This is a genomic window from Bifidobacterium sp. SO1 (assembly GCF_018555335.1).
GTDB lineage: Bacteria > Actinomycetota > Actinomycetes > Actinomycetales > Bifidobacteriaceae > Bifidobacterium > Bifidobacterium simiiventris.
Window position 1 is genome coordinate 18,409 of the sequence record NZ_JAFEJR010000021.1, and the last position, 16,183, is coordinate 34,591.

Here is a 16,183-nt window from a genome sequence, read left to right on the forward strand (position 1 = left end):
CATCACCTCGATTTGTGGTGGGTTCATGCTGTCATTTCGAGCGCGGCGAAGCCGAGTCGAGAAATCTTGCGATGATGTCGGTGCGTCGAAGGATTTCTCCGCTCGCTTCGCTCGGTCGAAATGACATGGGGTATGGAGATCTTCGTTTGGTCGGAATGATATGTATGTGGGGATCTCCGTTCGGTCGGAATGACGCGGGTGGGGCGTGTCCTACTTGTCGAAGACGACGTGGTAGGTGCGGGTGGCGGTGCCGTCCTCGGAGGTGACGACCACCTGCGTTTCGGCGTCGCCGGGCACGACGGTCACGGCCGCGTTGTTGCCGGCGGGCAACACCGCGAGGCTCGACTCATGACCGGCCGCGACGTGCACGGTTTCGGCAGCCGGATCGAATCCGGCCAGCGCCTCGCCGTCCACGGTCAGGCCCGCGATCGTCGCATCGGAGTTGAGCGCCGGAATCTGCGCGTCGCCACGCACCTCGGTGATCGCCACGACCGCGTCTTCGGCCGACTCGAACGTGATGCGAATGCGTGACGTGCGCACCATGTCGAACGAGTAGGTCGTCTCGTCGCCCTTCGACGACATCGACGAACCCGGCTTGTCGCCGACGGTCGCGTACACCCACGCGGCGTCGTTGGTCTGCTCGACCGGATGCGGCGTGACGGTCAGGTTACGCACCGGCTGCCAGTCGCCGTTCGCGTCGAGATATTCGACGCCGACGTGCTCCGGCAGCGCCACGTTCTCGCCGTCCAGGCAGTAGTACACGGTGAACGCGCCGAGGATGAACGGCGTCTCCTCGCCGTAGCCGAAGCGGTACTCGAGCCATGCGGTGCGTGACGGGTCGCCGGTGGTGGACCAGCGGTTCTTCAGGTTGTAGCCCACGCGCGGCGTGTACGAGACGATGCCGTCCATGAGCAGCGAGCTGTCCTCCTGCGCCTTCGGATCGGGGTTGGTGTAGGAGGCGCGCACCTGCGGGTACACGTCGTTGCGGTACGAGAACAGATCGCGGTTCTGCACGTGGTCGTCGGTCACGCGAACGTGTGCAACGGCCTGCTCCTCGATGCCCTCGACCGTACCGAGCAGCGAGAACGTGCCCGGATGACGGTACGTGGCCGCTTCCGGAACATCCCACGTGACCGGGCGCTGTTCCTTCGCGCCGTCGGACCAGTAGACGGTGACCTCGGGCACGTTCTCCTGGATGAGCGGCTCGATGCCGGTGATCGTCGCGAGCGACACCGTTTGCACTGCGGCGACCTCGACCACCTGCACGCTGGTCGTCACGTCACGATCGAAACGTGCGATCTTGCCGCGCAGCGTGACCGTACCGGCGGTGGCGAAAACCGCGTCGGACACCGGTTCCCAAGCGATCGGCAGCGGCGCGTCGACGCCGTGGCCGAACGAGACGATCGCGGTGGCGGGCAGTTCCGGCGTGGTGCCGGCGACGGTGCGCACGTTGGCAACGGTCGTCTTGACCGGGGTCTTCGGTTCGCTGCCGGCCGTGACGGTGACGATCGCCGGGGCGCTGGTCTTGATCACGCCGCCGTACGTGACGGTTGCAGTAACGTTTGCCGTGCCGCTCAGTCGCGCCTCGACGGTGCCATCGTGTGCAACGCCGGCAACCGACTCGTCGCTGGATGCGAACGTGACCGTCGCATCGTCGTTCATCGCCAGTTCGATCGGACGTCCGACCTCGTCGGTCGCGCGGACCGACAGCGCAGCCGTCTCGTCCTCGGCCAGCGTGTGCGTCGGCGGTACGATCGTCACTTCGGCGACCGGTGCCGGCGGCACGTCGAGATCGAGCGCGTATGAGCCGTGCTGCTCGCCGTCCTCGGACGTGACGCGCACGACGTACGAGCCGTATGGATAGTGCAGCGGCGGCACGACGACCGCGGTCGCGTTGTCGGCCGCGGTGGCCTCGATGACCGGCGCGGGATCGATGTACGCGCGATGCAGCGTGTAGCGGTGCGTGCCGGCGGCGAAGTCGGCGAGCGGCTTGCCGTCCACGGTGATCGACGCGAGATCGGTCGTGTCGTGCGCGGTGTCGTCGGATGCGGTCAGCGTGCGCACGGTTGCGGTGACCGGCAGATCGTAGCCTTCGACGGTGCCGCTGAACGTTGCGGTGTCGCCGGAGGCGCTGGTTGCGACGGGCCACGCGACCGGAGCGTCGGTTTCGCTGCCGTCGTCGAAGACGACCATCGCGCGGGCCGGGAGCGCCGGATCGGTGCCGGCCGCGGCGGCCAGCGTGACCGGACGTGCGGCGAGCGGATGCGCGACGGTGACGGTCGCGTGTACCGGCAGACCGGCTGCCTCGCCGTTGACGACGAAGGACTGCGCGCCGGACTTGGCTGCGGCGGTCTGGTCAAGCAGGTCGGCGGCGGCCCAGACGACCGGGACTTCGGCGCGGGAGTTGTCCGCGAGCAGCGCGGTCACGGTCTGCGGCAGCGCCGGCGTCTCACCGGCACGCACGCGCACCGCGGCGTCGCGCACGGCGAGGACCTTATCTCCTCGGCTCCCCTTGTCAGGGGAGCTGGCCGACGAAGTCGGACTGAGGGGTAGTCCGGCGCTTTGGGACGCCTCGGGTGCGGACACTCCCCCGGCCACGGACTCGGTCAGGAACACCTCGACGGAGTCGGAACGCAGGCCCTTGGCCGTCGCGGTCACGCGGATCGGCTTGCCGGAGCCGTCGGACGCGACGATCGCCAGCACCTTGCCAGAGTACGCGGAGTGCACCGGCGACTGCAGCGGCTCGGTGTTCGCCTGATAGCCGTTGTCGGTGCCCAGCAGACGCCCGTGTTCCACGTGAAACACGATCTCGTTGTTCGCGCGCGGCACGATCACGCCGGCGTCATCGATCACGTCGGCCTCGACGAAGCTCAGGTCGTGACCGTCGCCGTCGATCACATGACGGTCCGGAATCAGTTTGATCCCAGCCGGCGCGCCCGCGGTCGTGATCGAATCACGCGCGACGACCTTGCCGGACTTGTCGTACGCGACGACCTCGACCGTACCCGGCTCGAACGGCACCTCCCACTGCAGGGTCAGCTGCTTCGGCTCGTTGCCGTTCTTCTGGTAGCGGTACTCGAACGGCTTGTCGGCGTACTTGTTGCTCAGGTGGAACGTCGCCTCGTGCGACTCGAACTCGCGCTTGCCGAGCGAACGGCCGTTGACGAACAGCTCCGCGCTCGCGGCGTTCGTGTAGGCCCACACGGCCACCGACTCGCCCTCGTCCCAGTTCCAGTGCGGCAGCAGATGCACCATCGGCGCATCCTCCGGGTCGGTCCACAGCGCCTTGTACAGCCACCACGGGTTCTTCGGGAAGCCGGCCGTGTCGACCATGCCGTAGTAGGAGCGCAACGGCGCGAGCACGGTGCCGTCGGACTCCGGCATCTCCGGCTTGTTCCAGTAGAAGTTCGAGATGTACGGCGCCGGCTCGCCGATGTAGTCGAAGCCGGTCCACGCGAACTCGCCGACGTTGAACGGCAGGTTCACGAGACGGTCGAACGCGATGTCGAGCGGGTAGCCGCGGTTCGTGGTGACGTTGTAGTCGGAGATCTCGTACGTGTTCTCCGTCCACGGCCGGCGGCCCTTGGCGAAAGGATAGTCGCGGCCGCGCAGCTGCCATTCGTCCGTGAGGATCGTCGGGTGCACGTAGAAGCCGCGGCACGGCGTGCAGTTGCCGGATTCGGAGTTGAGGATCACGTCGTTCGGGTGCTTCTCGTGCACCTTTTCCATCTGGTCGCGGTTGATGTAGGAGTAGCCGCGCACGTCCATCTGCTCGTGGATCTTGTTGCCGATGCCGTCGATGCCCTTGGACAGGTAGGATGCGTCGTTGACGGAGTTCGGGCGGGTCGGGTCGAGCAGGTGGCAGCGACGGGTCAGGTCGGCGGCGATCGGGATTTCGGCCTCCTGCCAGGCGACCTCGTTGCCCATGCCCCACATGAACACGCACGGCTCGTTGCGGTCGCGCAGGATCATCGTGGCGAGATCCTCCGGGTAGTCCTGGGCGAAGTAGTTGGAGTAGTCGTTGCGGTTCTTCGGCGCAGTCCACATGTCGGTGAGCTCTTCGAGCAGCAGGAAGCCCATGCGGCTGCACTCCTCGGCCCACACCTTGGAGCACGGGTTGTGGCTGGTGCGGATCGCGTTGACGCCCGCGTCCTTGAGGATTTCGAGCTGGCGCACGACGGCGCGGCGGTAGGTGGCCGCGCCCAGCGCGCCGAGATCGTGGTGCATGCACATGCCGAGCGCGCGCATGTTCACGCCGTTGAGGTACAGGCCAGACGCCGGGTCGAGCGTGATCCAGCGCAGGCCGATCTTCGATTCGGTCTCGTCGATGGCCTCGCCGCTTTCGCCGGACAGTACGGTGGTGCGCAGCGTGTAGCGGTACGGGTCGGACGTGCTCCACAGGCGCGGGTTCGGCACGGCGACGGTCTGCTCGTAGCGGTTGGCGGCGTCCGCGTCGTCGTAGTGGGCGGCGGCGTGCGTGGTGTCCGGCGTGTTTGCGGGGACGGTGACATGGTCGGAGACGGACGCGACGACGGTGCCGTCGGCGTCCACGACTTCCGTCAGCAGGACGATCGGCTGGTCCTCGGCAGTTTCGTTGGCGACGATCGTGGCGACGTGCACGTTCGCGACGCCCTGCTTGACGTCGGCCTCGAGCGTCGGCGTGGTGACCTGCGTGCCGAAGCGGGCGACGTGGACCGGCTCGGTGACGGTGAGCGTCACGTCGCGGTAGATGCCGGCGCCGGCGTACCAGCGCGAGCTCGGCTCCTCGTTGTTGGAGCGCACGGTGATGACGTTCTTCTCGCCGAGCTTGAGCTTGCCGGTCAGGTCGATGCTGAAGGCGGTGTAGCCGTAGTGGTGTTCGGCGATCTTGACGCCGTTGAGCCAGATCTCGGCACGGTCCATCACGCCGTCGAAGTCGAGGGTGACGCGCTTGCCTTCCAGTGCGGTCGGGGCGACGAAGGTCTTGCGGTACCAGCCTTCGCCGACCTTGAGGTAGCCGACGGTGGCGCGGGCGTTGCGCGAGAACTTGCCTTCCACGCCGTAGTCGTGCGGCAGGGTGACGGGGCGCCAGTCGGCGTCGTCGTAGGCCGGCTTCTCCGCGCCGTTCGGCGTGCCGCGGAAGAAGCGCCATCCGTGGTTGAAATCATTGGCGCGCTGAGAGAACGCGTCGGTCGGGTTGGTGTCTGTCGTCATCGTAAGACCTCCATTGACTTGTGATGAGCGAGCTTTGGTGCAGCATTGCGTGTGGTGTCGGCTCCCTCCCCTTCGTCGCCTCATGTCATCTCGACCGAGCGATAGCGAGCGGAGAGATCTTTCAATGGCCTGGCATCGGAAAGATCTCTCCGCTCGGCTTCGCCTCGGTCGAGATGACATGGAGACGGACGGGAACGGGAGTCGGTTGACTACTTTGTTGTGACATGAACCAGCATATCATCTCAACGATGAGATTGTTGAAAAATGTTGATTTAATGGGTTGTCAAAACGCCGCTGATGGCGCGAAAATCTTAACGATGATATAGTTTTGAACCAGGTCAAACGAATGTGCGTCGACGGCGTGTCGCGAGGTCGCGACAAGGAGTGCCGCAGTCGGACGCACGGAAGCAGGAAGGATAGGACGACGATGTCTATGCAATCGTCAGGGTCGCGCGCGCCGCACGGCCGCCAATCGGCCGCCGAGGCCACCATCAAACCGCTGTCGTGGAAGGCCAAGCTCGGCTACTCCACGTTCTCGCTGTCGTACGTCATGCAGACCATGATCGTCACGTGGCAGATGTTCTACTTCACCACGTTCCTGAACGTGCCGATGGCCGTCACCGCCGTGCTCATCGCCACCGGCAAGATCGTCGCGTCCGTCATCGGGCCGGTCTGGGGATACATCTCCGACCGCATGTACCGCAACGCGCTCGGCCGCAGGTTCGGCCGCCGCCGGTCCATCCTGATCTTCGCGATCCCCGCGAACTTCGTCTTCTACCTGCTGCTGTGGATCCCCAACCTGCCGATCGCGGTCTACTTCTTCGCGAACCTGCTGTACTGGGCGTTCTTCGCCGGCATCACCACCGTGCAGTACGGCCTGCCGAGCGAAATGACCGAGAACCCGACCCAGCGCGCACAGCTCGTCGGCGTCAACCAGATCGCCGGCGCGATCGGCGGCACGTTCCTGTCCGTGCTCAACGTCTACCTGTTCACCATCTGGGGCAAGGACAACTGGGAATCGTACTTCAACATGGCCCTGCTGTACGGCATCATCGGCACTGCCGTGCTGCTGCTCGGGTTCCTGTCGATCCAGGAGCGGCCGTTCGACGAATCGACCAACGTGTCCGATGCGGATGTCGATCCGGCTGCGAACGCTGGCAGCGGCGACAACGTTGCTGCAAACGGCAGACTCGGCTTCGGCCAGCGGCTCGTCTCGGTCGTCTGGAACTTCCTGTCCGTGCTCAAGGTCAAGGAATTCCGCAACTATCTCGGCCTGTACCTGTCCGAGGAGATGTTCCGCACCGTGCGCGGCACGCTCAACACGTACTTCGTGATCTTCGTGCTGCTGCTCGACCCGCAGACCGTCTCGCTCGCCACCGGCGTGAACCTGCTGTTCGGCATCGCGTGCGTCGGATTCTTCATGTGGGTCACCGCGCGCATCGGCGGCCCGCGGGCGTACCGTCTCGGCGGCATCGAGGTGATCTTCGTGTTCCTCGCGATGTTCGCGCTCGCGATGAACGCCGGGAGTCTGCCGACCGGCACGCGCGCCGTGCTGTACATCGGCCTCGGCCTGTTCATGAACTTCGGCATCACCGGCGTGGTGAACGCTACGCAGTACACGTACACGTTCATTCCCGACGTGGACGAGATCATCACGTCCAAGCGGCGCGAGGGGCAGTACGCGGCCATCAACTCGACCATCGACGACATCTTCTCCTCCGCCGAGACGATCGTGATCGGACTCGTGCTGGAGGCGACCGGATTCGTGGAGGGCGCGCAGTCGCAGCCGCCGCAGACCGTGTTCGCGCTCGCGTGCCTGTTCTCGTTCGTGCCGATCGTGATCTGCATCGTCGGCATCGTGTTCACGTACCGGCTGAGGCTCAACCGGGAGAATCATGAGCTGCTGCTGGCCGAGATCGCGCGGTTGCGCGAGGGCGGATCCATGGCCGACGTGACGGACGAGACGCGCGCACTGGTCGAAAGCCTGACCGGCATGCCGTACGAGCGGTGCTGGGGCCACAACAACGTGATCAACGTCGCCCGGCGCGGGTGAGACGTGGATAAGGAACGTTCCCCAGCGGAGGCTGGGGAACGTAAAGAAACCGTGACGGCTACTTCCGCTTGTTGCTTCGATCAGTTACCGCAGCGTATACCAGAACGGCCACGTACGTGACCCATGCCAGCGTCGGCGATATTTGACCGGCCAAGGCGACAGACGATGCCGCCGCAATGACGGGGAACATTTCGGAATTGCCGTTATTCGGCTTGCGTTCTTTGGAACCCATGGGATTCCTCCTTATCACTATTGATTTTTGATGGTTTTCGGTGTGCACCGTTCTCCTCTCGTCCGGTACCAACGGAGTCGAAGAGATGTGTCTCAGAATACTGGAATGTGCGGTTGCGGTCGGTTGCGCATGTGAAAAATGGGAGGAACTGTGTCATAATAAGAGCGGTGACAGGCTGTACCACCACGGGTATTTATGGTGCGCAACATAGACTTTTTCTCGTGGAGCATGTCGCCGGGGTATTCACTGCCCTGATTTTTGATGAATGAGGCTCGGCGTCATAAGGCGTCGAGCCTCATTGTGTAGAAGCGACTTCTGCAGCTGCAGACGTATCGGTAACGTTTGCGACACGCCGAAATCGTAAAAATAATCTTATCGATGAGATTTGTGGTAAGGTAGGTTTTGCAAACATCAAGTAAGGGAAATCGAACCGCAGAATCTCAACGATAAGACTCTGCGGGGAACGTGGAACGGACGGAGCAGTCCACCCGCAACCAAGATCACGCCGCACCGCAAACAGCCCGTGACCTTGCCGCGCGATTTCGATCTTCCATAGAGAAACAGGAGAACACGAAATGTCCAGCTCGACTCCCGCGGTCGGCCGCAAACTGTCGTGGGTGACCAAGTTCACCTACGCGCTGCTGCCGCTGTCGTTCACCATGAGCACCATGGTCGTCACCTGGCAGATGATCTACTACACCCAGCCGCTCGCCATCGCCATCGGCGTCGTCACCGCGCTACTCGCGGTCGGCAAGGCCATCGGCGGCTTTATCACGCCGGTCTGGGGCTACATCTCCGATCGTATGTACTCCACCTCCTTCGGCCGCAAGATCGGCCGTCGCAAGGGCACGCTGCTCATCGCCGCGCCGCTGAACCTCATCTTCTACGTGCTGCTGTGGGTGCCGAACATGCCGGTGTGGTTCTACCTGCTCGTCAACGTCATCTACTACGGCGTCTACCCGGGCATCAACACCGTCGTCTACTCCCTGCCGTCCGAAATGACCGATGATTCCAAGGACCGCGCGGCCCTGGTCGCCATCCAGCAGATCGGCGGCGGCGTCGGCGGCTTCGCGTTCTCGATGTTCAACGCCTACCTGTTTAAGGTCTGGGGCTCCACCGGCTGGCAGCCGTACTTCAAGGTCGCCATGATCTACGGCGTGCTCGGCACCGTGCTGCTCGTCGTCGGCGCGATGTGCATCAAGGAGCGCCCGTACGACGCGACCACCGACCTTTCCTCCGCCGACAAGGGCGACGCTGAGAAGGTCGGCTTCTTCGGCCGCCTCGTCTCCGTGTTCTGGAACTTCCTGTCCGTGCTGCGCATCAAGACCTTCCGCAACTACCTCGGCATCTACCTCGCACAGCAGACCTTCCGCATGGTCCGCGGCACGATCAACGGCTACTTCATCATCTTCGTGCTGCTGCTCACCCCGGCCGAGGTCTCCCTGTCCACCGGCTTCAGCTTCCTGTTCGGCATGGCGTGCGTCGTGGTCTGGGCCACGGTCATCTCCAAGCTCGGCGGCATGCGCTCCTACCGTCTCGGCGCGTGGGTCACCATCGCGCTGTTCGTCGGCATCTACATCCTCGCGCTGAACGTCGCGAACCTGCCGAAGGCGACCGTCACGCTCGTCTTCACCGTGCTCATCACCCTGTTCACGCTCGGCAACTCCGGCATCGTGAACGCGCAGACCTACGTGCAGTCCTTCGTGCCGGACGTCGACGAGCTGGTCACCGGCAAGCGCCGCGAAGGCCAGTACGCCGGCATCCAGTCCACGCTCGAGGTCATCATCAACACCGTCGTGACCATTATCGTGGGCGTGCTGCTGCAGGCCGTCGGCTTCCAGTCCGGCGCCGACGTCACCACGCAGTCCCCGCTCGTCGTGAACGTGCTGCTCTACATGTACTGCGGCACTGTGGTCGTGCTCGCCCTCGTCGGCATCCTGCTCACCTACCGCATGCACCTCAACGAGAAGAACCACGACATCCTTGTGGCCGAGGCGGCCCGCCTGCGCAACGGCGGCCTGATGTCCGACGTGACCGAGGAGACCCGCAAGGTCGTCGAGGATCTCGCCGGCATCCCGTACGAGCAGTGCTGGGGCCACAACAACGTGATCAACGCCATGCACAAGGCGGCGTGACCTTCAACCGAATAACGCATGAGGCCTCGTTCCGGGAAAACGCCCGTCCGGAACGAGGCCTCATGCGTTGTTTGATTGTTCGTTGTTCAGTTTGCGGTACGAGGGGGATACGCGGTCAGTGACGCGCCGCCCAATCCTCCCGCAGCAGCGCGGCCATCGCGTCGGCGAATTTGGCGTGGTTCTCGCCGTCCATGTGCAGCTTGTCGAGGTCGCTTGGCTCGGCGACCTGCGCGGCGTCGAAGAACAGGCACCCCTGCCGTTCGGCCACGCGCCGGTACTCCCCCGCCAGCTGGTGCGACAGTTCGACCGCGTGCTCGTCGAAGCCGATGAACGGGCTGGTCGAAATGCCCGGCTTGATATGGATCGGCGAGACGACGACGATGCGCGGCGCCGGTGCCCCGCGGTTGTCGGTGATCTTCACCTCGTGGACGAGCATGTCGAGTCCGGCGGCGATCACACGCGCATCCGCGTGGAACATGGCTTTCATGTCGTTCGTGCCGAGACTGATGATCACGTAGTCGAGCGGCCGGTGCGTGATGAGCGCGCCCGGCAGCGCCGCCAGCCCGTTGCGATGCGGTTCGATCGGATTGTCGAACACGGTGGTGCGCCCGCCGAGCCCCTCCTCGATCACATACCAGTCGTCGCCGAGCAGCCGCTGCAGACGGCCGGTCCAGCGCACGTCGCGCGGATGGCGCCCGCCCGCCGGATTCGACCCGTTCGTATTGGAATCGCCGAAGCACAGCACGTTGATCATGACCGTTTTGCCTCCTTGTACGCTCGTCCATCGAGCTTATGGCCGTGGTGATCGCCCCGCGTCGCCATGCCATGTTTTGCCGCCGGTGCGATCGGCGGCACGTTCCTGACGCCGCGTTCCTCCGCGCGTCCTTGCGAAGCGCTGTGACTACAATGAATCTTAACGATAAAGCGCTGTAATCGCAGGGAAAGAAAGGGATCGTCATGGCAACGCTCAAGGATGTCGGCAAACTGGCAGGGGTCACGGCCACGACCGCATCCGCCGCGCTGCGCGGCAAGGATTACGTGCGTCCCGAAACCATCCAGCGCGTGCGCGAGGCCGCCAAAAAACTCGGCTACAAAACCAACCTGTCCGGCCGTTCCCTGCGCTCCGGCCGCAGCGACACGATCACGTTCCTCACGTCCGGTCTCGAAGGCGACTACTTCTCCCATCTGTCGATGTGCGTCGCCGACGAAGTCAACCGCCGCGGCTCGCACATGCTCATCGAACTGTCACGCTACCTGGGCGGCAGCAACGATCTGTCGTACACGTTCTCGGACGGCATCATCGCGATCAACGCACCGCGCGCGCTCGACATCCTGCACGAGCATCCGTCCGTCATGCTCGAAAACTACGACACCGGCACCGGCATCGACACCGTGAACGCGCCGAGTGCGGAAGGCTCGCGCGCCGCCATCGAACATCTCGTCGCGCGCGGCTGCACGCGCATCGGCATCGTCGGCGACAACCGCGACCCCGGCAACCCGAACGTCGTCCCCGGCTCGCGCGACCTGCGCATGCACTCCGCGAAAGCCGCGATCCTGGCCGCCGGACTGCCGTTCGACGAGACGCGCGACTTCATCAAGTCCGCATGGTCGATCGACGGCGGCATCGAAACCGGCCATGCGATCGCGCAGATGTTGCGCGAGACCGGCTACGACGGACTGTATTGCCTGAACGACGGCATCGCGATCGGCGTGCTGCGCGGCCTGGCCGACGCCGGCGTGAAGGTGCCCGACGACGTGATGGTGATCGGCTTCGACGGCATCACCTCTGGCCAGTACACCGTGCCATCGCTGACGACCGTCGCCACGGATTTCAAGGGCATGGCGAACACGGCCGTCTCGCTGCTCATGCGCCGCATCGAGCACCCCGACGAGGAGTATTTCCCGCAGACCGTGAACGTGGGGTACAAGCTCATCGAGCGCGAGTCCACCGCGCGGCGGTAGGGGGCGTTCGAGTGCGCCGGCTCATGGGCAAACTATCCGGAATTGCCGGATGGTTGGAGCCGAACAGCCGAACTGTTCAAAATCATTGAATAGTTCGATAGGAAGATAGGTGCAAGATATCGTGCTGAGTGATGTTCCCGATTCTTAGGTCGTCGTTGTCTCTGAATGCGTATATCGACCAGCTGACTTCTTATCTTATATAAGATGTAAGATAAAGTATAAGATTGAGTATAAGATAGCGCAGAGAGGTGCCACGACCATGCTTGCAGAAGGCTCGTCAGTTGAATTCAAACGTGATTGGGTGGATGGTGCCAAACGGACCGCGGTGGCATTCGCCAACACCGGTGGCGGCGTCATCTACCTAGGCATAGAAGACGATGGTCTTATCGTGGGCGTGAACGATGCGGATGCGTCCATGCGTAAGGCGACTCAGGCGATATCGGATGGCATTCGGCCTGATCTTATGAGCTTCGTCAGCGTGGAATCAGAGATGCGTGACGAGAAAACCGTGGTGGCCGTACGCATCCAGCGGGGCGCAAACAGGCCGTATTACCTAACGGATAAGGGCATTCGTCCGTCCGGTGTGTATGTTCGATCGGGTGCCGCATCCATCCCCGCGTCGGAATCCGCGATTTTGGACATGATCCGGCAGAGTTCGGGCGACGCATATGAAGATGCGCTGTCGTTACGGCAAGATCTGACATTTATCGCAACTTCGACGGCATTTCAAGACGCCGGCGTGGAATTTACGGACGCATCACGCAGAACGCTCGGCATGGTCAACGCAGACGGTCAATATACGAATCTTGCATGGTTGCTGTCGGATCAGTGCGAGGCAACGACCAAAGTGGCGGTATTTGCCGATCCGGATAAGGAAGTATTCCTTAATCGTCAGGAATTCTCCGGTTCGCTGCTGTTGCAGTTCAGTCAGATCGCTGAATTTCTGAAGCGGAATAATCGTGTGATCTCGTATACGGGACGGGACATGCGTCGCGTTGATCAGTACGATTATTCGCCATCGGTGATGCGTGAGGCGCTGCTCAACATGATTGTGCATCGTGACTACGGTCTATCCGGGCCGGGATTGGTCAGCATATTCGATGATCGTATGGAATTCCTCAATCTCGGTGGACTGCCGGATGGCCTCAATCGGCAGGATATGATGAACGGTATATCGTTCCAGCGTAACCCGCGATTGGCGAACGTGTTCTACCGGCTGCGACTGATCGAAGCGTACGGCACCGGCATACGCAGAATCATGGGCGACTACCGCCATGCGGGGCGGCAGCCGGAGTTCGGTATCAGTGATCATTCGTTCCGTTTGATGTTGCCGAAGCATGTATCTGATATGTCTCACGGTGTGTCAGGTAGGGATGGGTTGTCTGTCGCAACCGAGGGTGGTGACAGACAACGGATAGTGCTTGATTATGCGGAACGTGTCGGCTGTGTCACGCGTAGGCAAGTGCAGGAACTTACCGGATTGTCGCAATCGGCGGCGGCGAACATGCTGAGGATGATGACGGCACAGGGGTTGCTGCGACGAGTGGGTAAGGGGCCTGCTACGGAGTATCGATTGTCGAAGGATCTTTGATGCGTTGAAGTGGGTTGAGGCGGTTGAGGGGCTACCCCTCAGTCAGCTTTGCTGACAGCTCCCCTGAAGGGGAGCGGAAAAGGAAAGGCTCCGCTGTGTCGCGGAGCCTTGCTGTGCTGGAGGTTTTTCGCGTGCGCTTCGCTATAACGCGAAAAACCTCCTACGTTTCGGCCTGGGAAAGCCCACTGGGCTTTCCCAGCGTTGCTGCACGACGCCAGTCATGCAGCAACGGCCGAAACGTCAGCCCGTGTTCTGCAGGCCGGCGGCGACGCCCGAAACGGTGCACAGGATCAGGTAGATGTAACCTGCCTGCTGGCTCTGGCTGAGCTCTTCCTTGTCCACCTTCTTGCGCAGCGAACGCAGGGCGAGGAACTGCGTGACAGACAGCGCGTCCACATACGGGGAACGCACACGGATCGCCTGACCGAGCACGTGACGGTGCTGCAGCGGCCACTTGTCGTTGACGATCTTGAGCACCCACTTCGTGGTCAGCTCCATCTCGTCGAGCACCTTCTTCGACAGCTCCGGATCATCGCCCAGCGCGAGGTACATCTTCGCGATGCGCTCGTCGGTCTTGGCCAGCGACATCTCGATGTTGTCGATGAACGTCGAGAACAGCGGCCACTCCTCGTACGCCGCACGCAGCGTATCGAGATCGCCGAACTGCTCGCACGCGGTGCCCAGACCGTACCAGGCGGCCAGGTTGATGCGCGCCTGCGCCCACGAGAACACCCACGGGATCGTACGCAGATCGTCGAGCGACTTCGCACCCAGACCACGCTTGGCCGGACGCGAGCCGATCGGCAGCAGGCCGACCTCGGTCAGCGGCGTGACGGTCGAGAACCACGGCGCGAAGTCCGGGGTCTGCAGCAGGTCGAGGAAGCGGTTGTGCGCGGCCTCGTCCAACTTCGCCGTCATGTCCGCGTACTTCGCGGTCATCTCGGTGTTCGTCTTCTCGACGCTCGGCGCGGACTGCAGCAGCGTCGCGGCGGCGACGGACTCGATGTGGCGCACGGCCAGAATCGGGTTGCCGTAGCGGGCGAAGATCACCTCGCCTTGCTCGGTCAGCTTGAAGCGGCAGTTCACGGAACCCTTCGGCTGGGCCAGCACCGCGCGGTTCGCGGGGCCGCCGCCACGACCGACGGCGCCGCCACGGCCGTGGAACAGCGTCAGGTCGATCTTGTGGCCCTCGGCCCACGCGACGATCCGCTGTTCGGCGGAGTGCAGCGCGAGCGTCGCGGTGGTCGGGCCGGCGTCCTTCGAGGAATCGGAGTAGCCGAGCATGACCTCCATCTTGTTGCCGGTGGCCTTCAGGCGAGCCTGCACCTCGGGGATCTTGACGATCTCCTCGAGCACGTCCACCGAATGCTCCAGATCCTCGAGCTGCTCGAACAGCGGGATCACGTCGATGGTCGGCACGTCCTCGGGATGCGCGAACGCGAGACGGTTCAGCTCGTACACGTCACGCACGTTCTGCGCGGACTTCGTGAACGAGATGATATAGCGGCGGGCGGCCTTGATGCCGTTGCGCTTCTGGATCGAGCCGAGCGCGCGGAACGTGTCGAGCACCTCGTGCGTCATCGGCTGCAGCGGGCCGCGCTCGCCGTGCAGACCGTGCTCGCGGATGTCCTCGAGCGCACGCGCGTGCACGACGGAATGCTGGCGGAACTCCATCTCGACCATGTGGAAGCCGAACGTCTCGGTCTGCCAGATCAGATCCTGCAGCGGGCCGTACGCGGAACGCTTCGCGCCCGCCGCGGCCAGCGAACGCTGGACGACCTTGAGGTCGGCGAGGAAATCGTCGGCCGAATGGTACATGAGATCGGCGTCGCGCTCGATCGTGTAGTGCAGGCGATCGGCCATGACCAGCATGACGGCGCGGTGCATCTCCTTGGTGGAGATCAGCGCGGCCTTGTCGGTCAGGCGCTCGCTCATCTCCTTCTGGTGGTTCCAGAGGTTGAGCAGCTCGGCGCTCGGCGGGGTGGTGCCGGATTCCATCGTCAGGTTGCGGCCGACCGTGCGTGTGGCCTCCTCAAGCGCGGCGAGCACGTGATCGGAGAACTTGCGGGCGACTTGGCGGCTGACCTTCGCGGTGACGTTCGGGTTGCCGTCGCGGTCGGAGCCGATCCAGCTTCCCGGATGGAAGAACGCGGGGCACACCGGTTCGACGAGGCCGGCCTTGTCGCCGAGGACCCAGTCGTCGAAACGACGGTAGACGGCCGGAATCGTGTGGAACAGCGTGTTGTCGAAGATGTCGAGGATCGTGTCCGCCTCCTCGACCGGGGTCGGCTTCTTGAGCGCGATCGGCGAGGTACGGAACAGGGCGTCGATCTCGTTGTACAGACGACGGCTGTTCTCCTTGCGGTCGGAGCCGCCGAGTGTGCGGTGCTCCTCGAGCAGTTCGGCGATGCGGCGGATCTTGCCTTCGACCGCCTTGCGGCGGGCCTCGGTCGGGTGGGCGGTGAACACCGGATGGAACTCGAGCTTTTCGAGCAGGTCCTTCGCCTTGGCCGGTCCCATCTCGTTGATGAGCTGGTGGTAGGCGGAGGTCATCTCGTTCACCGGATCGTACGCCTGATCGCCGGAGACCTCGTTCTCGCGCTGGCGCAGCACGGAGACGCGGTAGTTCTCCTCGCTCAGGTTCGCCAGGTGGAAGTACGTGGTGAACGCGCGGGCGAGCAGCTGCGCGTCGTGCAGCGACATGTTGTCGATGGTCTCCACGGCCTTCTTGAGCCCGTCCTGATCGGGATTCGGGTCAAGCATGCCTTCGAAATGCTCGGCACTGGCCTCCACGGCGTAATTGCGCACCGTGTCGAATGTGGAGAGAAGTTCGGGATCGAATTCGCCCAAAACGTCGCGCAGAATGCGCAGACACAGATCCATGTCGTATTTGAGCGACTCGGGAAGATCACGCTCTTCGGGGCCCTTGGTCCCCAGACCGGACGTCACGATCGTGGCGTCGGCGGGCGTGATCTGCTGATCATTAGTTGTCATCAGACCTCCTTTGCTGAACTCCC

8 protein-coding genes are annotated in these 16,183 nt (G+C 63.3%); 4 read left to right on the forward strand and 4 right to left on the reverse strand.

Going from position 1 to position 16,183, the window contains the following annotated elements; genetic code table 11:
- Window positions 1-210: 210 nt before the first annotated feature.
- Window positions 211-5,193 carry an Ig-like domain-containing protein gene (locus JS541_RS12810; RefSeq protein WP_214374874.1) on the reverse strand — a complete coding sequence of 1,661 codons (4,983 nt, stop codon included), beginning with the start codon at window positions 5,191-5,193 and terminating at the stop codon, window positions 211-213.
- Window positions 5,194-5,620: 427 nt separating this feature from the next.
- Here JS541_RS12810 and JS541_RS12815 point away from each other — a divergent pair, with 427 nt between their 5' ends.
- A complete protein-coding gene (locus JS541_RS12815; RefSeq protein ID WP_214374875.1) occupies window positions 5,621-7,246 on the forward strand; it encodes an MFS transporter in 1,626 nt (541 codons plus the stop codon).
- Between the two features lie 58 nt (window positions 7,247-7,304).
- Here JS541_RS12815 and JS541_RS12820 read toward each other — a convergent pair whose 3' ends face one another.
- Window positions 7,305-7,478 (reverse strand): hypothetical protein, encoded by a 174-nt coding sequence (locus JS541_RS12820; RefSeq protein WP_163230901.1) that lies wholly within the window; start codon window positions 7,476-7,478, stop codon window positions 7,305-7,307.
- Between the two features lie 575 nt (window positions 7,479-8,053).
- On the opposite strand from JS541_RS12820, the gene JS541_RS12825 reads away from it, so the two are divergent.
- Window positions 8,054-9,613, forward strand: coding sequence for an MFS transporter (locus JS541_RS12825; RefSeq protein WP_214374876.1), 1,560 nt, complete (start codon window positions 8,054-8,056; stop codon window positions 9,611-9,613).
- A gap of 115 nt (window positions 9,614-9,728) precedes the next feature.
- Here the strand turns inward: JS541_RS12825 and JS541_RS12830 are convergent, their stop codons facing one another.
- Window positions 9,729-10,367: an SGNH/GDSL hydrolase family protein gene (locus JS541_RS12830; protein ID WP_214374877.1), complete on the reverse strand. Its 639-nt coding sequence runs from the start codon at window positions 10,365-10,367 to the stop codon at window positions 9,729-9,731.
- Window positions 10,368-10,570: 203 nt separating this feature from the next.
- On the opposite strand from JS541_RS12830, the gene JS541_RS12835 reads away from it, so the two are divergent.
- Window positions 10,571-11,575: a LacI family DNA-binding transcriptional regulator gene (locus tag JS541_RS12835; protein ID WP_214374878.1), complete on the forward strand. Its 1,005-nt coding sequence runs from the start codon at window positions 10,571-10,573 to the stop codon at window positions 11,573-11,575.
- Window positions 11,576-11,834: 259 nt separating this feature from the next.
- Complete coding sequence (locus JS541_RS12840) at window positions 11,835-13,166, forward strand: RNA-binding domain-containing protein (protein WP_214374879.1); 1,332 nt, start codon at window positions 11,835-11,837, stop codon at window positions 13,164-13,166.
- A 240-nt stretch (window positions 13,167-13,406) separates the two neighbouring features.
- On the opposite strand, the gene JS541_RS12845 is transcribed toward JS541_RS12840, so the two are convergent.
- Window positions 13,407-16,160 carry a phosphoenolpyruvate carboxylase gene (locus tag JS541_RS12845; RefSeq protein ID WP_214374880.1) on the reverse strand — a complete coding sequence of 918 codons (2,754 nt, stop codon included), beginning with the start codon at window positions 16,158-16,160 and terminating at the stop codon, window positions 13,407-13,409.
- Window positions 16,161-16,183 lie beyond the last annotated feature (23 nt).

Bases quoted from the DNA above. Each gene is read 5' to 3' on its own strand.
- JS541_RS12810 (WP_214374874.1), bottom strand. From the start codon at position 5,193: ATGACGACAGACACCAACCCGACCGACGCGTTCTCTCAGCGCGCCAAT.
- JS541_RS12815 (WP_214374875.1), top strand. From the start codon at position 5,621: ATGTCTATGCAATCGTCAGGGTCGCGCGCGCCGCACGGCCGCCAATCG.
- JS541_RS12820 (WP_163230901.1), bottom strand. From the start codon at position 7,478: ATGGGTTCCAAAGAACGCAAGCCGAATAACGGCAATTCCGAAATGTTC.
- JS541_RS12825 (WP_214374876.1), top strand. From the start codon at position 8,054: ATGTCCAGCTCGACTCCCGCGGTCGGCCGCAAACTGTCGTGGGTGACC.
- JS541_RS12830 (WP_214374877.1), bottom strand. From the start codon at position 10,367: ATGATCAACGTGCTGTGCTTCGGCGATTCCAATACGAACGGGTCGAAT.
- JS541_RS12835 (WP_214374878.1), top strand. From the start codon at position 10,571: ATGGCAACGCTCAAGGATGTCGGCAAACTGGCAGGGGTCACGGCCACG.
- JS541_RS12840 (WP_214374879.1), top strand. From the start codon at position 11,835: ATGCTTGCAGAAGGCTCGTCAGTTGAATTCAAACGTGATTGGGTGGAT.
- JS541_RS12845 (WP_214374880.1), bottom strand. From the start codon at position 16,160: ATGACAACTAATGATCAGCAGATCACGCCCGCCGACGCCACGATCGTG.